Raw genomic sequence first — 19,920 nt, 5'->3', positions numbered from 1 at the left:
CGGTCCAACGAGTCCTTTGCCAGCCTCCGCCGGACGAGAAGGGAAGAGAGACTCGCTCGCAATCGGCCTATTCCCGGCCTTTGGGCAGGCCGCACCCACAATCGATACGACGCGAGGTTCTCCGCTCCCGGCCCGCCCTCGTCAGGCGCAGAATCGGCGGTCACCGTCGGCCATCTGCACCAGCATGCGCGGTGGAAGAAAGCGGTCGCCGTATTTCGTAGCGAGTTCGGAGGCACGTAGAGCGAACGCCTTCGGGCCAATCATGTCGATGTATTGAAGAGGTCCGCCGGTCCACCGTGGATAGCCGATGCCTAGCACCGCACCGATGTTTGCGTCCCGGGAAGATTCGATGATTTTTTCCTCGAGGCAGCGCACGGCTTCGACGGCTTGGATAAAGAGAAAACGGTCGGACAACTCTTCGAGAGGAATTTGTGCCGAACGCGGCGGAAAGTGGTCACGCAAGCCGGGCCAGATGCGTTTCTTGCCACCGGCGGGATATTCATAGAAGCCGCCGCCACCGGCTCGACCGGGCCGCTTCAACCCATTGACCATTCTGTCGACAACGGCCCAATGAGGATGGGCAGGCGCAGACTTACCCGCGGCCTGGAGGTCAGCGATGGTCTGGAGGCGAACACTCCAAGCCAGCGCAAGAGAGGTTTCATCCATGACGGCGAGAGGGCCGACGGGCATTCCGGCCCAGATCGCCGCGTTTTCGATTGCTGCAGGATCCACGCCCTCGGCCAGCATCGCGCCTGCTTCGCGCGTGAAGGTTCCGAACACGCGGCTCGTGAAGAAGCCGCGGCTGTCGTTCACCACGATCGGCGTCTTGTTGATCTGCCGTACGAAGTCGTAGGCCCGGGCCAAAGTCTCCGCCGAGGTCGTTGCTCCCTTGATGATCTCGACGAGCGGCATCCGATCTACGGGAGAGAAGAAATGCAATCCGACGTAGTTCGCCGGACTGGCCGAGGCTTGCGCGAGCCCTGTGATCGGAAGCGTCGACGTGTTGGACGCAAAAATACCCCCGTGCGCCAAATATGGCTCGGCCTCCTGAGTGACGCTTCGCTTGAGGTCACGATCTTCGAACACCGCTTCGATGATCAATTCTGATCCTGCAAGATCGCTCGGGCTCCCGGTCGGCTTGATCAAGGCAAGGGCAGCACTAATGCGATCCGCCGACAATCGGCCTTTCTCGACCTGTCTCTCAAGTCCGCTCTGGATCTGCGATTTTGCCTTTTCCGCCTGCTCCCGGCTAACGTCCTTCAACACGACGGAGATGCCCCGTTGAGCGGCGACCTGGGCGATGCCACGGCCCATCAGTCCGGCACCCAACACTCCGATTCGCGCGAAACTGGCGTCGGGAATGCCCTCCGGCCGGCTCTTCCTGGCCTTGATTTCGTTCATCTGGAAGAAGAACGTCCGGATCATGTTCTTGGCAACGCCACCAACCGCGACGTTCGCGAGGTAACGGCTCTCGATCCGAGATGCCGTGTCAAAATCGACGGCAGCCCCTTCGACCGCCGCAGACATCGCGGCTTCCAGGGCCGGGTAACGCAGGCGGTGCTTCTTCATCAGCAGCGTGGGCGCGCTTCGCAGCCAAGCCAGCGGCGCCGCGGCATTGGGCGTCGATCCTGGAATGCGAAAGCCCTTGCGATCCCACGGCTTACTGGCCTCGGGATTGTCCAAGATCCAACTGCGCGCCTGCGCGAGCAACTCGTCCTTATCCCGCGCGAGCCCATTCAGCAATTTCAGTTCAAGGGCGCGTTCCGCACCGAAGACGACGCCGTCGAGGACAAGCGGCATCGCAGCTTCGAGCCCCAGCATGCAGACCAGGCGCACGATACCTCCGGCACCCGGAATGAGCCCGAGAGTGGTCTCCGGAAGACCGAGTTGAAGGCCTCCGTCGTTGATGGCGAACCGCGCATGACAGGCGAGGCCGAGCTCGAAACCGCCGCCGAGCGCAGCACCATTGATGGCCGCGACCACGGGCTTTCCCAGCTTCTCCAGCCGACGCATCGTCGCCTTGGTGGCTTCGGCACGGGCAAAGAGCGCCGTGGCGTCATCGGCGGCGAGCAGCCCCTTCAGATCTCCGCCGGCAAAGAACGTCGGCTTGTTCGAGGTGAGGATGACCCCGATGATCATCTCGCGTTCCTGCTCGATCCGCTCCACCGCCCCGCGGTAAGCATCACGGAACGCCTGGGTCATGGTGTTCACGGCCTGACCTGGCATGTCCATGGTCAGCGTGACGATGCCCTGATCATCCCTGGCATAGTCGATGGCGGTCATTCCGAATCCCCGATCAAACACGTTCAATGACAGTTGCGACGCCCATGCCGTCAGCTGCGCACAATGTGACAAGGCCTCGCTTCAGCTCGCGCCGCTCCAACTCGTCGAGCAACGTCCCAACCAGCACGCATCCGCTTGCGCCCAACGGATGCCCAAGCGCGATCGCGCCGCCGTTGACGTTGACTTTCGCCAGCGGCACCTTCGTTTCATCCAGGAAGCGCAACACTACGCTCGCAAACGCCTCGTTGACCTCGTAGAGATCAATGTCTTCGCAGCTCAACCCCGCCTTGCGGAGCGCCGCTTCCGCGACCGGTGCAGGCCCAGTGAGCATGATCGTCGGTTCGACGCCGAGCGCGGCCGTCGCGATGATCCGCGCGCGTTGCCTCAGGCCGAGTTCGCTCCCCTTTTCGGCGCTGCCGATCAGCATGAGCGCAGCGCCGTCGACGATGCCCGAGGAATTCCCGGCCGTATGAACGTGCCTGATCTCCTCGACCTGAGGATATTTCGACATTGCGATGGCGTCGAAACCGCCGAACTCGCCCATCTCGGCAAAGGACGGCTTGAGCTTCGCCAGCCCCTCCATCGTCGCATCTGCCCTGATTGCGTCGTCCGCCGCGAGCAGGACGACGCCATTGATATCGCGCACCGGCACAAGAGATCCATCGAAGCGGCCTTCGGCGCGCGCTTGCGCCGCCAGTTGTTGCGAGCGCAGCGCGTAGGCATCGACATCCTCGCGCGCCCGACCATCGAGCGTGGCCAGCAAGTCCGCGCTCACACCCTGCGGAATCATCTTGAGCTCGAACGACAACCGCGGCTGATGATCACGCACACTCGGTGCTGCGCCGATGCCCATGCGCGACATCGATTCGACGCCACCGGCGACGATCAAGTCGTCCCACCCGGAACGGATCTTCTGCGCTGCCAGATTCACAGCATCGAGGCCCGAGCCGCAATAACGGTTGAGCTGAAGGCCCGGCCCCGTCCAGGACCATCCAGCGGCGAGCGCGGCGGTCTTGGCAATCACGCCACCCTGCTCGCCATACGGCTGCACGCAGCCGATCAGAACATCGTTGATCAGCGCGGTGTCGATTTCAGTCCGCCGCTCCAGCTCTTGCATCAGCCCGGCCAGGAGTTGAACCGGCCCCACTTCGTACAGCGCGCCGTCCCTCCTTCCCTTGCCTCGCGGCGTGCGGATCGCATCGAAGATAATCGCTTCACTCATTTCTGATTCCTGAAGTCGGTCTGAAAGATGATGTCGGAGCGCCCCCGCGGCAACGCACGGCACCTCGACCATCCGGCACGCGATGGCGTGATCACTGCACCGGGCAGCTCTTCATACGGTACGTGATCGGCAACCGCTTCGGGCCACTGACCAGATTGGCCTCAATCCACGCGGGCTCCCTCGCCAGTTCGATCGAGTCCACCCGAGCAACAATTTCCGTGAACAGCGCTTTCATCTCCATCCGCGCAAGGTTGAGGCCAAGGCACTGGTGCACGCCGTGCCCGAAAGCGATATGGCGGTTGGGCGTCCGATCGACCCGGAACGCGAAAGGATCGACGAAAACCTCCTCGTCGCGATTGCCGGATGGAAAGCACATCATGAGCGAATCGCCGGCACGGATCTGCTTGCCCCGAAGCTGATAGTCCTGAGTCGCCGTGCGGAAGAAGTGCTTCACCGGCGAGGTCCAGCGCAACATCTCTTCGACTGCGGCATTCAGCAGCTCCGGCGACTCGCGCAACCGACGGAACTCCGCCGGATGCTCGATCAACGCATGCAATCCACCGGCCATCGCCGAACTTGTCGTATCATGGCCCGCGGTCGCAATGACCAGGTAGTACGAGAGGCTCTCGAAGACTCCGGCCGGATTGCCACCGACCGACGCATTGGCGATTACCGAGGCGAGATCGTCCTTCGGGTTCCTGCGACGGTCCTCCGCGATAGCGCCGAAGTAAGCAAAAAACTCCTGTGCCGCGACTTGGCGGCTTTGGAAGTTGTTGCTTCCTCCCGACAAATCCTTGTCAGACGAAGCGAGCAGAGCTTGCGTGAACTTGAGCATCTTGGCGTCGTCTTCGCGCGGAACGCCGAGGATCGTCATGATGATCCGCAGCGGGTACCAAAGCGCGACGTCGTTGACGAAATCGCACCGGCCACCGCGCTCGTCCATCAAAGTGACAAACTCTCCGGCAAGATTCTTGATCTCCCCCTCGATCTTGCGCAGGTTCACCGGCATGAACCACGCCTGTGTGATGCCGCGGTAAGCACGATGGTCGGGCTCGTCCATGGTGATGAGCGTCCTGACTAACTTCGCGTTCCCCGCGCGGACTCGTCTTTCTTCCTCCTCGATCGGCACGAGGCTATTACGCGGATCGTTGATGAATTTGTCGTTCTGCCGCTCGATTTCGAGGATGTCGCTGTGCTTCGCGATGGTCCAGAATGGCCGATAGCCGGCCGGTTCTGTCCATCGCACGGGGTCGCTTCGCCGCAGTTCGGCGAAGATTTCGTCGTACTTGCGGGGCGTTCCGTACGTGACAGGGTCTACGACCTGGTCATCGATCCGTTCGACCATCGGTCTCCTCCAGATGTTTGATTATTTTCTGACACCCTAACATCGGCACGAAGATCAAACCTGCCTCACAGCGCCAGGCACTTGACGCACGGTGCCAAGTTTATCTCGCAGCGGCCTGCCCGTCGGTGCGGGACGACGACCATTGCCTGGGCGACTGACCGTACCGTGCCCGGAACACCCGGCTAAAATGCGCGGGGTCGACGAAGCCGACGAGGTACGACACGTCGGTGATGCTCTGAGGTTCCTCCGCGCGATCTCGCAACAATCGCGCAGCTCGCGCGAGACGTAGCTCTTGGACCAACCCCATAGGCGTCTGATTGATCCGGCGGACGAGCCGGTACAGCGAGCGGCGGGACAGGCCGACAGATCGGCCGATGCCGTCGGGGCCGAGATCGGGATTACTCAACTGAACCTCAATGGCCTGTCTCACCTGGTCGATTTTCGCAGCGTTCGGGATGAAGGCGCTCCGTTTGGCAGCGCTCGCAGGCAGACTTGCTTCCACAGCATCCATAAACAGAACTTCCATCGAAGCCTGAACGCGCAAATTCGGCCATTCGGCAGACCCCAGGGCCTCGGAAATCATTGAGAGTGCAACCCGGCTCTCAGCCGACCTCGCGAGGCGGGTCCCGCCAAGCTGAGAGCGCGGCCAATGTTCGCAGTATCGATGACTAACGGTCACCCCGATCGTTCGACTGCCGTCCGGAATCAGAAATGAAGTCGGCACGGAAGCGTCAAAGATGGCCCATTCGCCGGCCCGGAGTTCCGTCGCACGATCAGACTGCTTCACGAATGCGCTTCCGAATCGCTGCAGCAAAATAAAGCAGCTTCCCGTCTCGGTTGGATCGATCGAAAATCCGTACGTGTCGTTGGCGCGGCCCAGTCCAGATGCGGCGACATAGTTGTCAACCAGCAGTGCATCGCCCAGTCGCTCAAGTCGTCCCCACACAGAGAACGAATGCGCCCGCCTCGTGTAGCGGCTTCCCGCGAAGTGCGGCTCGATAGCGGAGTGCCATTTGTCCGGCGACGTGAAGCGCCGGTGCATCGCGGAAATCGAATGGACGGGGCCGTAGGGCATTCTGCTCTCCAGGTTCCGATTATGAATGGTTGAACCTTTGCGTCAAGAGTGCTAGGTAGATGCCAATCAAAAGATCTGGCTGTCATCTGGATGGCCGGCAACAAGTCTGCTTGGCGGCAGGGAGGATCTGGTGGCTGGCGTGTTCCAGGGTCTGAAAGTCATTGACAGCGCCACCTTTGTCGCCGGCCCGGCGGCGGCCGTGATCCTCGCGGACTTCGGTGCGGACGTCGTCAAGATCGAGCCGGTCGGCGCCGGCGATCCGCAGCGGGTCCTCGGTCGTCTTCCTAACCTGCCAAAAGCCGACCATAACTACGCGTGGACAGTTGCCGCGCGCAGCAAGCGTACGCTGGGGTTGGACCTCAAGACCGAGACTGGTCGAACCATCCTGGGGCAGCTCGTGCGTTCCGCCGATGTTTTCATTACCAACCAGTCCCCGGCTTCACGCACTCGGCTCGGGATCAGCTATGAGCAGCTTTCGGAAATCAATCCGCGTCTCGTCTATGCGGCGCTCACCGGCTACGGGGAGACAGGCCCCGAAGCTGAAAGACCGGGCTTCGATGCCCATGCCTATTGGGCTCGATCGGGATTGGCCGATAGCGTACGCCCCGACCTCGAGAGCTCTCCTGCTGCACCCACTATGGGGATGGGCGATCAGCCGACAGCGGTCACCCTCTACGCCGGGATTGTCACGGCGCTCCTTTACCGGGAGCGCACGGGCCGGGGGAGCTGCGTCACGTCATCGCTGCTCGCCAACGGAGTCTGGTCGAATGCGGCATCGATCCAGGCGGTGCTCTGCGGTGGCGAGATCCAGTACCGCCTACCCCGAAAGGCCACCCGGAACGCTTTGACGTGCTTTTATCGGTGCGCTGACGACCGCTGGTTCATGATCAGCCTGGTGCAGGAGGAACGCGATTGGCCGCGCTTCTGCCACGCAATCGGCTGCTCCGCCTTAATCGAGGACTCACGCTTTTCGGCGCTTGCAACACGGCGCGCCAATGCGGCCGAGCTTGTGGCACTTCTCGACGACCTGTTTGCGAGCCGCATCTCGTCCGATTGGCAACGCATCTTTCAGGCGGCTGACCTGACCGCGGCGATCGTGGCCAAGGCTGGAGATCTGGTGGGCGACGACCAGATGTATCATGCCGGTGCGCTTGTCAGAGCCGAGTGGATGCCGGGGCATGGCGCAATCGTGGACAGCCCGTTCCGAATAAGCGGTGTCACGAAGAGGCCCCCAAACCCCGCACCGGAATTGGGCCAGCACAGTGGGGAAATCCTGGAGGAGCTTGGATATTCCGACGAGGACATTGCTCGCCTGAAAGTATCTGGCGTTGTCGGCTGATTGACGGCCGAAGTCCCGGCCTACCCCTTTTCCAACACGGTCGTAACCGAGCTGAGTTATGTCGATGGGAGGATCAACCATGCCACGAAGATACCTGCCCTATTTCGCCGCCGTTGGGTTGGCGGCGAGCCTCGCGGCTTTACCGGCCAATGCAACCGAAAAGAAGTACGATCCGGGCGCGACAGACCAAGAGATCAAAATCGGAAATCTCGCTCCCTATAGCGGGCCCGCATCAGCCTACGGCATCATCGGTCGCGTCGCTGCAGCGTTTTTCCGCAAGGTCAACGATGAAGGCGGCATCAACGGGCGGAAGATCACTTTCGTCAGCTACGATGACGCGTTCAGTCCGCCGAAGGCCGTGGAGCAGGCGAGAAAGCTGGTCGAGAGCGACGAGGTGCTCATGATCTACCAGTCGGTTGGAACGCCCTCGAACGCGGCGATCCAGAAATTCTTGAATGCCCGGAAGGTACCGCAGCTCTTTGTCGCAAGCAATGCCACCCGCTGGGGCGATCCGGACCATTTTCCATGGACCATGGGCTGGCAGCCAAATTTCCAGAACGAAGGGCGCGCCTACGCAAAATACATCCTGCAGAACTATCCGAACGCGAAGATTGCCATGCTCTGGCAGAATGACGACGGAGGGCGCGACGAGGCGAAGGGTTTGCGCGATGGGCTGGGAGAAAGGGCCTCGATGATCGTCGCCGATTCGTCATTTGAATTGTCGGAACCGACGATCGACGCTCACATCGCGCGGCTGGGAAGCTCCGGCGCGGACATTTTCGTGTCCTGGACCACGCCGAAAGCAAGCGCTCAGGCCATCCGCAAGCTTGCAGAACTCGAGCCGGTCGTCTTCCTCGCAGGCGTCTCCACCTCCGTGGCGAGTGTGCTCCTTCCTGCCGGTCTGGAGAACGCCAAAGGGATTATCTCAAATGCCTATTTGAAGGACCCCAGCCATCCCGCCTGGAGCAACGACGCGGCCACGAGAGATTGGAATGCGTTCATGGACAGGTATCTTCCAGATGGGGACAAGGCAGACCGCGTCACCGTCTATGGCTACGCCGTTGCGCACACGCTGCTCGAGGTCCTCAAGCGATGCGGCGACGACCTCACGCGCAACAACATCATGCGGCAGGCTGCGAACTTAAGGGACTTGGACGTTCCGATGCTCTTGCCCGGCATCAAGATCAATACATCTGCCAAAGATTGTTTTCCGATCGAACAGATGCAACTCATTCGTTTCGACGGTCAGAGGTGGCAGGCTCTCGGAGAGCTGATCGACGGCGAAGTCGGAAGCGCCGGGACCAACTGAGGTGAGCTCGGTCCTGTGCTTTCCCAACGCAAATGCGAGAAGCAGATCCCATGCCTCGGCTCACGCCATCGTCGCGCGTGCGTCTGCGAGCCCTGGGAATCGGTTTCGTCGATGGCCTCAAGGTGCAGGACCTCTATCTCATGAAGCGTCGGAGAAGGGGGTGACCGAGTATGCCCCGGGGGCATGCAGGTCATGGGAATTTATCGCTCGGGCGCACTCGCCGAGTACGTTGCCGTTCCAGCGGAAGCAGCACTAATCCTGCTGGATGGCACTTCCGCCGAGGCAGGGCCTCATTTTGCGCAGATATCTCACGGCCCATTCTGCGCTGACAGAGGGCGCAAGCTACAAGCTGGCAACCAGATGCTCGTCCCGCGCCCAGCCGGAGGCGTCGGAACCGCCGCGATACATTTGCGGAAGATATTCGCTGGCCCGTCATTGCGGCGCCTCGACCAAAAAGAAACGAAACTCTTGCGTTCGATCAATTATACGCACTCCAATTTCGTAAGAGGCTATCATGAAAGCAGTCGTCGTCGAGAACTACGAAGTCATCGACAATGTCGCTCTAAAGGATGTGGCTCAACCGGACATAACGCCTGGGATGGTTCGTGTCCGGATACAGGCTGCAAGCGTTGGCTTTGTGGACGGCTTGAAGGTCCGGGGCCTATATCAGACCAGGGATCCCCTGCCCTTCACACCGGGCACAGAGTTTGCCGGCACAGTCGATGCAGTCGCCCCGGACGTGGAAGGCTTTGCACCAGGGACGCCTGTTATCGGTATGGCCAGATCGGGTGGGCTTGCTGAGTATATTTGCCTCCCAGCTTCAGCGCTTTTCGTCAGGCCGGAAGACGTGGCACCGGAAGTTGGCGCTTCGTTTTTTGCGAATTATCTTACAGCGCTCTATTCGCTGAAGGTGCGGGGAACGCTTCGTCAGGGCGAAACGCTGCTGGTGCTTGGCGCAGCCGGCGGGGTTGGCATCGCCGCGGTACAAGTAGCAAAGCTACTGGGCGCTTCGGTCATAGCAGCCGCATCGACTGAGGCGAAACGGCAGTTTGCGACGGCGTACGGCGCCGACGCAGTGGTGGACTACACCGTCGACGGCTGGCGTGACGAGATAAAGACTCTCACCAGTGGCCAAGGCGTCGACGTGATCTTTGACCCGGTGGGGGGTGACCTGAGTCTGCAGGCTTTCCGTTCGATCGCCTGGAATGGGCGTCATCTTGTCGTCGGGTTTGCGGCCGGCAGCATTCCCGCGCTGCCCTTCAATTTACCACTTCTGAAAGGAGGCGCATTGCTGGGCGTCGACCTCGCTCAGATCGGCCGCCGCGAACCGGACGTGCGCGACCAACTTATTGCCCAGCTATTCGCCTGGTTGAGCGAAAAGACACTCCTTCCGGTCGTAGGGAAGATCTTCGCCTTTCACGATTTCCGCGATGCCTTCAAGGCAATGACCGCGCGTTCCGCACTGGGAAAGATGGTTGTTCGGATCGATTGACGATCGCCTTCGACGCTTTGCATGAGGACAACCTATGAAAGTTTCCGACGCCCTAAACTCACGAATGTCGGTCCGCGCGTTTCTGGATAAGCCGGTCCAGGGAGAGATCGTGAAGGATATCCTGCTGGCGGCCGGTCGTTCGCCTTCGGGCGGCAACCTTCAGCCCTGGCATGTCTGGGCGCTGGCTGGTCAAGAGCTCGAACGGTTCAAGTCGCTCGTCGCCGAGCGGATGAAGATCAACCCAATGGGCGAAAAAGCAGAATACAACATCTATCCACCCGAGCTGAAGGAGCCGTACAGGACCCGACGCTTCAAGAACGGCGAAGATCTTTATCGCACAATTGAAATTCCACGCGAGGACAAGGCCGCGCGCCTGAAGCAGCTCGCGAAGAATTTTGGATTTTCGGCGCTCCGGCCGGCTTGTTCTTTGCCATCGATCGCGAGATGGAGCCGGGACAGTGGGCTGATCTTGGCATGTACTTGCAATCCGTCATGTTCCTGGCCTTCGAAAAGGGATTGGCCACTTGCCCGCAGGAAGCGTGGGCAATCTGGCACAGGACGATAGCCGAATTCATCGCTTTGCCGCCTCATCTCATGATCTTTTGCGGCATGGCTCTCGGCTACGCGGATGCTGAGCATCCCATCAACAGCCTTCGCACGGAGCGCGCCGACTTATCGGAATTTGCGACGCTTCGAGGCTTGTCGCAGGGAATGCAAACGCTCCGCGCCTGACTAAACTTAAGCTTGATATTTTAATGGCTTACTCAAATTACTTGCAATGTGCCCCTTTCTGCCCCGGGCACAATCTGGGCACACCAGAATATTCTGGCGAACGACGCCGTTTCCTCGGCCACCTGCCACGAGAGTCCAACAACTGCACAAGGAGCTCCACAAGGCGAGCAATCAAATCTGCTAGCTGTTCGAGGACGAAGATCATCACCTTCGTCTTCTCGTTTAGTCCATTCAGGACTGACAACTTGGTGCTCACGCCGTTCACCCGCCTCTCGATGCCTCAGAGAAATCCGATCGACAGCCACGGCACGAAGGCGACGAGCAGCAGGCCGAGCACGAGGGCGCCGAGATAGGGCCAGATCCGCGTCAGGCCTGCATTCGGATGGATCTGCCCGATCGAGCAGGCCGCGTAGTATCCGAGGCCGAATGGCGGCGCGAACAGGCCGATGCCCATCGCGAGGATGATGACCATCGCATAGTGCACCTCGTGCACGCCGAGCAGCTTGGCCGCCGGGAAAAGCAGCGGCCCGAACAGCACCATCGCGGGCAGGCCTTCCAGGATGCTGCCGAGCAGGATGAACACGGCGATCGAGATCAGCAGAAAGCCGTATTTGCCGCCGGGCACCGCCACCATCATCGCCGCAAGCGCGTGCGAGAAGTTCGACTGCGTCAGCGCCCAGGCCATCGCGGTGGCCGCGCCGATGATGAACAGGATCGAGCCGGACAGCGCTGCGGTGTGCACCAAGGCCGGATAGAGCTTACGCCAGTCGAAGCGGCGATAGACCAAAAGCCCAACCACGACCGTGTAGGCGATGCCAATGGTTGAGACCTCGGTCGCAGTGGCGACGCCTTCGGTCACCGCCGTGCGGATCAGCACAGGCAGCAGCAGCGCCGGCAGCGCGGTGATCAGGGCCACGCGGATCGTGGCCCAGGACGGACGGGGCCGAACCACGCCTTCCGGCTCGACCATGCGGCGCTTGGCGACGACGGCCAGCGCCGCCGCGAGCACGAGGCCCGGCAAGATGCCGCCGGTGAACAGCGCCGAGATCGACACGCCGGCAACCGAGCCGATGATGATCAGCACGATCGAGGGCGGAATGGTCTCGGCCATCGCGCCGGAGGCAGCGAGCAGCGAGACCAGCTCGCCATCATGGATGCCGCGGCGCTTCATGTCCGGGAACAGCACCGGCGCGACAGCCGCCATGTCCGCCGTCTTGGCGCCGGAAATGCCGGACACCAGCAGGATCGCGCCGAGCAGCACGTAGGACAGGCCGCCGCGGACATGGCCCACCAGGGAGACCAGGAAGCCAACCATTGCAGCCGCCATGCCGGTCATCACGATGAGATGGCCGAGAAGGATAAACAAGGGAATGGCGAGCAGCACCAGCGACGAGACGCCTTCATCGATGCGGCTGGTCACGACCTCGAGCGGCGCCGACGTCACCGTGAGCAGATAGGCCACCGTAGCGAGACCGAAGCAGAAGGCGATCGGCACGCCGGCGAGCACGGCGACGCCGAGCAGGATCGCGAAAAAGACGATCAGATTCCAGTTACCGAGCGCCTTGAGCGCCGGCGCCGCGCCCCACAGCACCAGCGCCGTGGCTGCCAGGATCGCCAGCGTGATCGCGATATCGCGCGAACCGAGGCGCGCCATTCGCAGTAACGCGGTCGCCAGCATCAGCGCAATGCCGACCGGCACGGCTCCAGCGCGCACGCTGTCGGGGAGGCCGAGCGCCGGCGTTTCCGCGAACGCCTGCCCGCTGGCATAGTCGATCGCGGGATGCAGCAGGATCGCCAGGAACAGCGCCGGCGCCATCAGCGCGGCGCTCTCCAGCACCGCGCGGGTGCGCGGGCCCACGCGGTCGATCAGCGCGGTCATCCGCATGTGCTCGCCGCGGCTGAGCGCGAGCACCGAGCCCAGCATGGCCAACCAGAGAAAGGTGATCGACGCGAGCTCGTCGGCCCAGGTCAGCGGCCGGTTGAAGGCGAAGCGTGCCGTCACGCCGGTGAACAGGATTCCGACTTCCGCGACCAGCGCGATGATCGCGGGAATCTCGATCAGCTTCGTCAGCGCCCGCTCAAGGCTCTCGACGATGCCGTGCTTCGCGGGTGCTGCCAGAGACGCGTCGACGCTGTTCATCCGAGCTCTCCGACATTCGACTGCAGGATCGTCCAGGCCTCCTCGCCGAACTTGCCGCGCCAATCCTTGTAGAAGCTGCTCTTGGCGAGCACGGCGCGGAACGCGCCCTTATCGACGTCGACGAAGGTGAAGCCCTTGGCGGCGAGATCGGCACGCAGGCTCTGGCTCAGCGCGGCAATGTCGGCGCGCTCGTCATCGGCCGACTTGGAAAACTCGCGCTGCACGAGCGCCTGCAGGTCGCCCGGTAGCTTGCCGAAGGCGGCGCGATTGCCCAGGATCCAGTAGGCGTCCCAGACATGGCTGGTGAGCGAGCAGTATTTCTGAACCTCGTAGAGCTTGGCGGTGGCGATGATCGGCAGCGGGTTCTCCTGCCCCTCGACCACCTTGGTCTGTAGCGACGTATAGACTTCGTTGAAGTTGATCGGCGTCGGGCCGGCGCCGAGCGCCTGGAACAGGCTGGTCAGAATCGGTGCGGCCGGAACGCGGATCTTGAAGCTCTTGAGATCGTCGGGTGTCTTGATCTCGCGGGTCGACGACGTGACCTGGCGGAAGCCGTTGTCCCACGGCTTCGACAGCGCAATCGCCCCGGTCTTTTCGATGTCCTTGCGGATGTGATCACCGAGGCTGCCGTCCATCGCCTTCCACACCTGGTCGTAGGACGTGAAGGCAAAACCGGTGTTGACGATGCCGGCGAGCGGCACCCGCGTCGCCAGCACGGAGCTTGCGATGTTGATCGCATCGACCGCGCCGACGCGAACCTGCGAGATCAGGTCGGTGTCGGAGCCGAGCTGGTTGGCGGGGTAGAGATTGATCTCCAGCCGGCCGCCGCTGGCTTCCTTGATCCGGTCCGCGGCCTCTCGCGCCCGTTTGTTGACCGGGTGCGACGGGTCCTGGCCGGTCGCGAGCTTCATCGTGAACTCGGCTGCCTTCGCATAACGCGAGATGGCAACGGTGAAAGGCAAGGCTGCGGCCCCAGCCAAGACATGTCGACGCGTAGTCCCCTTGCGCATTGCCGTCCCTCCAATATGAGCTTGTTGTTATGTCCGGCGCGTCAGCGCGCCGGCTTATCGATGATGCTAGAAATGACCGACTGGCTATTCGAGCCAGCCCTTCATCTGCCTGACGACCTCCGAGAGCGAGATGCCGTAGCGGTCGTGCAGCGTCGGCAACGCACCCGCATCGAGAAAGGCGTCGGGCAATCCGATCTGCCGGAACCGCGCATGCACGCCGGAGCGCATCAGCAGCCCCGCGACGGCTTCGCCAAGCCCGCCGATCACCGTGTGGTTCTCGGCGACAACGATCAGTCGGCCGGACCGGCCGGCCTCGCGCACGATCGACTCGGCATCGAGCGGCTTGATCGTCGGAACGTGCAGCACGGCGACGTCCACGCGATCATCGGCGAGCGCCTTGGCCGCCTCGAGGGCGCGCATCGTCATCAGGCCGGACGAGATGATCAGAACGTCCCGGCCGCCGCGTAGCAGCCTGGCCTTGCCGAGCTCGAATTTGTAGTCGTACTCGTCGAGCACCAGCGGCACTTGGCCGCGCAAGAGACGCATGTAGACAGGTCCCTGATGGGCGGCCATCGCCGGCACGACCTGCTCGATCTCATGGGCATCGCAGGGATCGATCACCGTCATGTTCGGCATCGCGCGCATCAAGGCGAGGTCCTCGGCGGCCTGGTGGCTCGGGCCATAGCCGGAGGTCAGACCGGGGAGCGCGCAGGCGATTTTCACATTGCGGTCTTCTTCCGCGATGGTCTGATGGATGAAGTCGTAGGCGCGGCGCGAGGCGAACACGGCATAGGTCGTGGCGAAGGGCATGAAGCCTTCCGCCGCAAGGCCTGAGGCGGCGCCGAACAGCAGCTGCTCGGCCATCCCCATCTGGTAGTAGCGGTCCGGGAACTCCTTGGCGAAGATATGCAGGTCGGTGTACTTGCCGAGATCGGCGGTCATGCCGACGATCTCGGGCCGGCTGCGCGCCAGCTCGACCAGCGCGTGGCCGAATGGCGCCGGCTTGGTGCGCTGACCTTCGGAGGCGATCGAGGCGATCATCGCCGACGTCGTCAGCCGCGGCTTGCTCAGATCGGGTGCGGGTCTCGTCGTCTTCATCACGGCCTCCCGGCGTCGAGTGCGGCAATCGCGAGCTGCCACTCGTGCGGCTCGACGCGAATGAAGTGGTTCTTTTCGCGCTGTTCGAGGAACGGCACGCCCTTGCCCATCAGGGTGTCCGCCACGATCATGCGCGGCTTCGGCGCCTCATGGCTCTTGGCGGCGTCGAAGGCCGCGACAACCGCGTCGAGATCGTTGCCGTCGATGCGCTGCACGTACCAGCCGAACGCTTCCAATCTCGCCACCAATGGCTCGAAACCCATCACCTGGGTCGAAGGACCATCCGCCTGCTGATTGTTGACGTCGACGATGCCGATGAGATTGTCGAGCTTGTAGTGGCTGGCCGACGAAATCGCCTCCCACACCGAGCCCTCGTCGAGCTCGCCGTCCGAGAACAGCGTGTAGACGCGCGAGCTCGACGCCTTGCGCTTCAGGCCGAGGCCGATACCGACGGCGATGCTGAGCCCCAGTCCCAGCGATCCGCCCGACATTTCCATGCCCGGCGTGTAGGACGCCATGCCCGACATCGGCAGCCGGCTGTCGTCGCTGCCATAGGTCTCGAGCTCGGCCTCGGGAACGATGCCGGCCTCGATCAGCGCGGCGTACAGCGCGATCGCATAATGGCCGTTCGAGAGCAGGAATCGATCACGCTCCTCCCAATTCGGGTCCTCGGGACGGTAGCGCATCGCATGAAAATAGGCGGTCGCGAGCACGTCGGAGATATCGAGGGCCTGGGCAATGTAGCCCTGCCCCTGCACCTCGCCCATGCGGAGCGCATTGCGGCGGATGTTGTGGGCGCGCTGCGCCAATGTCGGCGCGTTGGCGAGCCGAGTTGCTGCGATGTCCATCTCTTGAGACCTTGTTAGTGGATCAGCATGCCGCCGTTGACGTCGATCACCGCGCCTGTGACATAGGCGGAGAGGTCGGACGCCAGGAACGTGTAGATGCCGGCGACATCCTCGGCCCTGCCGAGGCGGTTGAGCGGGATGCCTTCGAGGATCTTGGCCTTCATCTCGTCGGTCAGCTTGCCGGCGGTGATGTCGGTGCCGATCAGGCCTGGCGTCACGCAATTGACGCGGATGCCATCGACGCCGAACTCGCGCGCCATGGCCTTGGCGAGGCCGAGCACGCCAGCCTTTGCAGCCGAGTAATGCGGGCCGCCGAAGATGCCGCCGCCGCGCTGCGCCGAGACCGAGGACATGCAGGCGATCGAGCCCTGCTTGCGCGCGCGCATGTGCGGGATCACCGCCTGCGACAGGAACAGCACGCCCTTGAGGTTGACGTCCTGGATGCGGTCCCAATCGTCCGGCGTGATGTCGAGCAGCTTCACCGGCTGGGTGATGCCGGCATTGTTGATGAGGATGTCGATGACGCCGAACTTCGACATCACCTGCGCGACGGCATCGTTGCAGGAGGTCTTGTCGGCGACGTTGCAGGCGAGCCCGATATGCTGGTCCCCGAGCGTCGTGGCCGCATCGGCTGCCGCGGCGGCATCGATATCGAGGATCGCGACGCGGGCGCCTTCCGCCGCGAACCGCCGTGCGGTCGCGAGACCGATGCCCCGCCGCGAGGCTGCGCCCGAAATGATGGCCGTCTTGCCGCTGAGCAGCATCCCGTTGTCCTCCCGATGTCTCATTATCGTGGGCGTGACCATGACCCGCCGCCGCGGCGGCGACAAACGCACAGTTGTCATGAATGGATGAATCTGGTTCACTTATCGCATGCTGTCGAACATCCCGATCTCGTCGATCAAGGCCTTCGAAGCCGCTGCGCGCACCGGTTCTTTTCGCGACGCAGCAAACGAGCTTCACCTGACGCCGTCGGCCGTCAGCCACGCGATCCGCAAGCTGGAGGCCACGCTGCGCACCGCCCTGTTCGAGCGGAAGGCGCGCGCCGTCCACCTCACGCCCGCCGGCGAGAACCTGATGCGCCATGCCGGTGCCGCGTTCGATCAGTTGCGCAGGGGATTGGAAGAGGTCGCCGCACGCGGCCCGCAGCTCGTGCGCGTCCATTCCGCCCCGAGCTTTGCCGCGCAATGGCTGACGCCGCGCCTCGCGCAATTTCTCGCCGCGCATCCGAAGCTCGAGGTTCGCCTCGCGGCCAACACCGACTATGCGCGTTTCAAGAACGATGATTTCGACATCGACATCGTCTATGGCGCACCGCATGCCGAGGGCGTCGAGATCGTGCCGCTGGCCGAGGAGACGGTGACACCGCTCTGCTCGCCTGCGCTCGCGGCAACGATCAGGCGACCGGCGGATCTTCTGGAGCGGACGCTGATCCGCTCCGACGTGAAGCAGGTCCAATGGCATCAGTGGTTCGCCGCCAACGGCCTCGAATCCCCTGCCATCCACGGCATGCGCTTCGACCGCAGCTTCCTGGCGATCGCGACCGCAGCCGAAGGCCTTGGCGTTGCGCTCGAATCCACGCTGTTAGCCGAGCGCGAGCTGGCCGCCGGGCGCCTGGTCGCGCCGCTTGCCGGGCGCACCACGAACGTCCGCTATGTCGGCCATCGGCTGGTGTTTCCCCGCGCGCCGCGCCAGCACGCAGCCGTCCGTGCCTTTGCCGACTGGATCAAGTCGGAGCTCCGCGTGAGCGCTTGAGGCGGACGGCCTGCGCGGAATGGCATGCGACACGCCGCAGGTCTACTCACCAGGCGCCGATGCGACGAGACGAATGGCGTGCTCCGGACAGGCAGGGACACACAATCCGCAGGCGAGACAGGCATCGGCGTTCGGCGTGAAGGCGGTCTTGCGGCATGCAGCCACATCTTGATCTTCACCAGCGGCGGCAAGGCCGAAAATGTCTCGTCCGACATGCGTCCGACGACGAAGACGTCATAGGGACAGACGGCGACGCAATCGCCCTTGCCTTCGCATCGTTGCGGGTCGACGACAGGACGGATCTGCCCCGGCTCCGATCGACATTTTCGATCGGCTGCAGGACCAGAGGCTTTATGGCGCTTACGACGGAAGCTCATGAACTCGCTCGTGTGGTTGCCTGCGATCGGTGAAGAACACCAGCTTGGTTAGCGAGCCGGATCAGTCCCACCTCTGGGCCCTGATCCGCTGTTGCCGAAGGTCAGCCCTGAAGCGCTGCCGCGACTGCATCGGTGAGAGATTGCGTCGGCCGCCCGATCAGGCGCGAGAGCGTATGGCTGTCGTCGTGGAGAACGCCGGCGGCGACGCCTCTGGCCTCGACCTCGGCCAGCATCGCAGCGACCGGCGGCGGCACGCCGGCGCTTTCATAGAAGCTGGCATGCTCCGCCTCGGTGAGATTCCGATAGTCCAGCGGATGACCGCTCTGACGGGCTGCCTCGGCGGCAAGCTCGGCCAAGGTATGAGGCGTGTCGCCGGCGAGCTCATAGGTCTTGCCGATATGGTCCTTTCCAACCAGCACTTCTGCAGCAGCATCCGCAAAATCCTGGCGCGATGCCCAGGAGATCAAAGCCGTCCCGGCGCTGCCGATCAGCTGACCATAGCCGAGGGCCACGCTGAGATTCGCCGTGTGGTTCTCCCAATACCATCCGTTGCGGAGGATCGTATGAGCAAGACCTGACTCGGCGATCCACCGCTCCGTTTCGGTATGGTCCTTGGCGAATCCCGGCAGCCACTTGTCGGCATGCAGCAGGCTCGTGTAGACGAGGTGCGCGACGCCTGTCGTCTTCGCCGCCGCGATGACGTTCGCGTGCTCGGCCTGGCGCGTTCCGAAGGAGCTCGAGGAGATCAGCAACAGCTTGGTCACGCCGGAGAGCGCCGCTTGCACAGCGGCCGGATCAGCGTAATCGGCTTGACGGACCGTCACACCGAGATCGGCTGCCTTGCGCGGATCGCGAACGATGGCGGCGATCTCAGAGGCAGGAACCAGCGCGCGCAGGCGCGCGACAACCTTGCGGCCCAATTGGCCGGTCGCTCCCGTGATTGCAAACATCTTCCATGACTCCTGTTGAGAACGCGGCAACTCCGCGCTGGTGAGACCGACTGATACGAACGAGATGTTCCGCTGCGACCGGCGCGACGCCGGTCGTCACAGAAGCGGCAGCTGCCCCATCCCCCCGCTCTTGTAGCGAGCCTGGGCTGCGGCAATTTGCTCGGCACTGCTCATGATGAACGGGCCGTCGATGACCACCGGCTCGCGGATTGCGGGGCCGGACATGATGACGAGATGAGACGGCGTGGTCGCCGCGAATGTGAGGCAACCTGCAGCACCATGACAGGCAATCGCCTGACCGCCGACCATCGGGTGCCGGTCACTCTCGGCGCGGACGACGACAGCGCCGCTCGCCAGATACACGAGCGTCACGTGGTCTGCCGGAAGCTCGAACGAGATCTCGCGCTGGAGCGCGACGTCGATCAGCGCAAACGGCTCGACCGGCACGAGCGGCGACGTCATGTCTCCGAACGATCCGACGACGACATGGGCGCGATCGCCGGAGCGGTTCGTCCACTGCGGCACCTCGCGGCCCGACAGCGTCATTGTTCTGGGCTCGCTCTGCTTGTTCTGCGAGGCGAGATTGACGAACAGCTGCAGGCCGTGCAGCTCGCCCTCGTCCGCCGGAATCTCATGATGGATCACGCCGCGTCCGGCATGGGTCCAGACGATGCCGCCCGCGCCGACCACGACATCGTTGCCGAGCGAGTCACGGCTGCGCAGGCTGCCGGCCGAGTCGGCAAAGACATAGGTTACCGCCGCGAATCCTGCGTGAGGATGCGGCGGAAACGGCCGCCCGCCGACCCTGAAATCGTCGCACACCAGCACGGGCGAGCCCAGACCTTGCAAGGGGGCCAGGTCCAGCGCCTTGACCGAGAACGAAGATCGCGCAGAGCCGCGCGCCTGCGCGGTGACGATGGGAGAAAAGCGGACGGCCATGTCGGG

The 19,920-nt window shown here is 63.0% G+C and carries 17 protein-coding genes and 2 pseudogenes; 6 read left to right on the top strand and 13 right to left on the bottom strand.

All coding sequences use genetic code 11. The features are described 5' to 3' along the window. Positions 1 to 141: 141 nt before the first annotated feature. From QQL87_RS10285 to QQL87_RS10270, 4 genes are all read right to left on the bottom strand, one after another. On the bottom strand, positions 142 to 2,283 hold the full coding sequence (locus tag QQL87_RS10285; RefSeq protein ID WP_284417398.1) for a 3-hydroxyacyl-CoA dehydrogenase NAD-binding domain-containing protein: 2,142 nt from the start codon (positions 2,281 to 2,283) through the stop codon (positions 142 to 144). Positions 2,284 to 2,296: 13 nt separating this feature from the next. Beyond that, positions 2,297 to 3,505, bottom strand: coding sequence for an acetyl-CoA C-acetyltransferase (locus tag QQL87_RS10280; RefSeq protein WP_284417397.1), 1,209 nt, complete (start codon positions 3,503 to 3,505; stop codon positions 2,297 to 2,299). Between the two features lie 91 nt (positions 3,506 to 3,596). Then, positions 3,597 to 4,850 (bottom strand): cytochrome P450, encoded by a 1,254-nt coding sequence (locus QQL87_RS10275; RefSeq protein WP_284417396.1) that lies wholly within the window; start codon positions 4,848 to 4,850, stop codon positions 3,597 to 3,599. A 100-nt stretch (positions 4,851 to 4,950) separates the two neighbouring features. After that, on the bottom strand, positions 4,951 to 5,925 hold the full coding sequence (locus QQL87_RS10270; RefSeq protein WP_284417395.1) for a helix-turn-helix domain-containing protein: 975 nt from the start codon (positions 5,923 to 5,925) through the stop codon (positions 4,951 to 4,953). 130 nt (positions 5,926 to 6,055) lie between these two features. On the opposite strand from QQL87_RS10270, the gene QQL87_RS10265 reads away from it, so the two are divergent. The 5 genes and pseudogenes from QQL87_RS10265 (at position 6,056) to QQL87_RS10245 (ending at position 10,797) form a co-directional block, all read left to right on the top strand. After that, complete coding sequence (locus QQL87_RS10265; protein ID WP_284417393.1) at positions 6,056 to 7,264, top strand: CaiB/BaiF CoA transferase family protein; 1,209 nt, start codon at positions 6,056 to 6,058, stop codon at positions 7,262 to 7,264. Between the two features lie 79 nt (positions 7,265 to 7,343). Then, positions 7,344 to 8,573: an ABC transporter substrate-binding protein gene (locus QQL87_RS10260; protein ID WP_284417392.1), complete on the top strand. Its 1,230-nt coding sequence runs from the start codon at positions 7,344 to 7,346 to the stop codon at positions 8,571 to 8,573. A gap of 514 nt (positions 8,574 to 9,087) precedes the next feature. Continuing rightward, positions 9,088 to 10,065: an NADPH:quinone oxidoreductase family protein gene (locus QQL87_RS10255; protein WP_284417391.1), complete on the top strand. Its 978-nt coding sequence runs from the start codon at positions 9,088 to 9,090 to the stop codon at positions 10,063 to 10,065. Between the two features lie 34 nt (positions 10,066 to 10,099). Continuing rightward, positions 10,100 to 10,261: pseudogene (locus QQL87_RS10250) on the top strand (nitroreductase family protein); the annotation flags it as partial. Positions 10,262 to 10,509: 248 nt separating this feature from the next. Then, positions 10,510 to 10,797, top strand: coding sequence for a nitroreductase family protein (locus QQL87_RS10245; RefSeq protein WP_349817261.1), 288 nt, complete (start codon positions 10,510 to 10,512; stop codon positions 10,795 to 10,797). 280 nt (positions 10,798 to 11,077) lie between these two features. Here the strand turns inward: QQL87_RS10245 and QQL87_RS10240 are convergent, their stop codons facing one another. The 5 genes from QQL87_RS10240 to QQL87_RS10220 form a co-directional block, all read right to left on the bottom strand. Then, positions 11,078 to 12,937, bottom strand: a complete 1,860-nt coding sequence (locus QQL87_RS10240) for a TRAP transporter large permease (protein ID WP_284417389.1) — start codon at positions 12,935 to 12,937, stop codon at positions 11,078 to 11,080. Continuing rightward, entirely contained in the window at positions 12,934 to 13,947 is a 1,014-nt protein-coding gene (locus tag QQL87_RS10235; RefSeq protein ID WP_284417388.1) for a TRAP transporter substrate-binding protein, read from the bottom strand. Before QQL87_RS10235 ends, QQL87_RS10240 begins: the two co-directional genes overlap by 4 nt. A gap of 84 nt (positions 13,948 to 14,031) precedes the next feature. Next, a complete protein-coding gene (locus QQL87_RS10230) occupies positions 14,032 to 15,045 on the bottom strand; it encodes a transketolase family protein (RefSeq protein ID WP_284417387.1) in 1,014 nt (337 codons plus the stop codon). Beyond that, positions 15,045 to 15,893: a transketolase gene (locus QQL87_RS10225; RefSeq protein ID WP_284417386.1), complete on the bottom strand. Its 849-nt coding sequence runs from the start codon at positions 15,891 to 15,893 to the stop codon at positions 15,045 to 15,047. Before QQL87_RS10225 ends, QQL87_RS10230 begins: the two co-directional genes overlap by 1 nt. Positions 15,894 to 15,907: 14 nt before the next feature. Next, entirely contained in the window at positions 15,908 to 16,657 is a 750-nt protein-coding gene (locus tag QQL87_RS10220) for an SDR family NAD(P)-dependent oxidoreductase (RefSeq protein WP_284417385.1), read from the bottom strand. A 109-nt stretch (positions 16,658 to 16,766) separates the two neighbouring features. Between QQL87_RS10220 and QQL87_RS10215 the strand changes: the two genes are divergently transcribed. Then, a complete protein-coding gene (locus QQL87_RS10215) occupies positions 16,767 to 17,648 on the top strand; it encodes a LysR substrate-binding domain-containing protein (protein ID WP_284417384.1) in 882 nt (293 codons plus the stop codon). Between the two features lie 42 nt (positions 17,649 to 17,690). On the opposite strand, the gene QQL87_RS10210 is transcribed toward QQL87_RS10215, so the two are convergent. From QQL87_RS10210 to QQL87_RS10195, 4 genes and pseudogenes are all read right to left on the bottom strand, one after another. After that, on the bottom strand, positions 17,691 to 17,813 hold the full coding sequence (locus QQL87_RS10210) for a 4Fe-4S binding protein (RefSeq protein WP_284417383.1): 123 nt from the start codon (positions 17,811 to 17,813) through the stop codon (positions 17,691 to 17,693). 92 nt (positions 17,814 to 17,905) lie between these two features. Next, a pseudogene (locus tag QQL87_RS10205) lies at positions 17,906 to 18,025 on the bottom strand (hypothetical protein); the annotation flags it as partial. A 101-nt stretch (positions 18,026 to 18,126) separates the two neighbouring features. After that, complete coding sequence (locus tag QQL87_RS10200; RefSeq protein WP_284417382.1) at positions 18,127 to 18,975, bottom strand: SDR family oxidoreductase; 849 nt, start codon at positions 18,973 to 18,975, stop codon at positions 18,127 to 18,129. 96 nt (positions 18,976 to 19,071) lie between these two features. Continuing rightward, on the bottom strand, positions 19,072 to 19,914 hold the full coding sequence (locus tag QQL87_RS10195) for a pirin family protein (protein ID WP_284417381.1): 843 nt from the start codon (positions 19,912 to 19,914) through the stop codon (positions 19,072 to 19,074). Between the last annotated feature and the right edge of the window lie 6 nt (positions 19,915 to 19,920).

The sequence above is a fragment of the Bradyrhizobium sp. SSBR45G genome (assembly GCF_030159255.1).
Taxonomy (GTDB): domain Bacteria; phylum Pseudomonadota; class Alphaproteobacteria; order Rhizobiales; family Xanthobacteraceae; genus Bradyrhizobium.
Note: the sequence above shows the minus strand (reverse complement) of the source record. Positions and strands in the feature narration are given on the sequence as shown.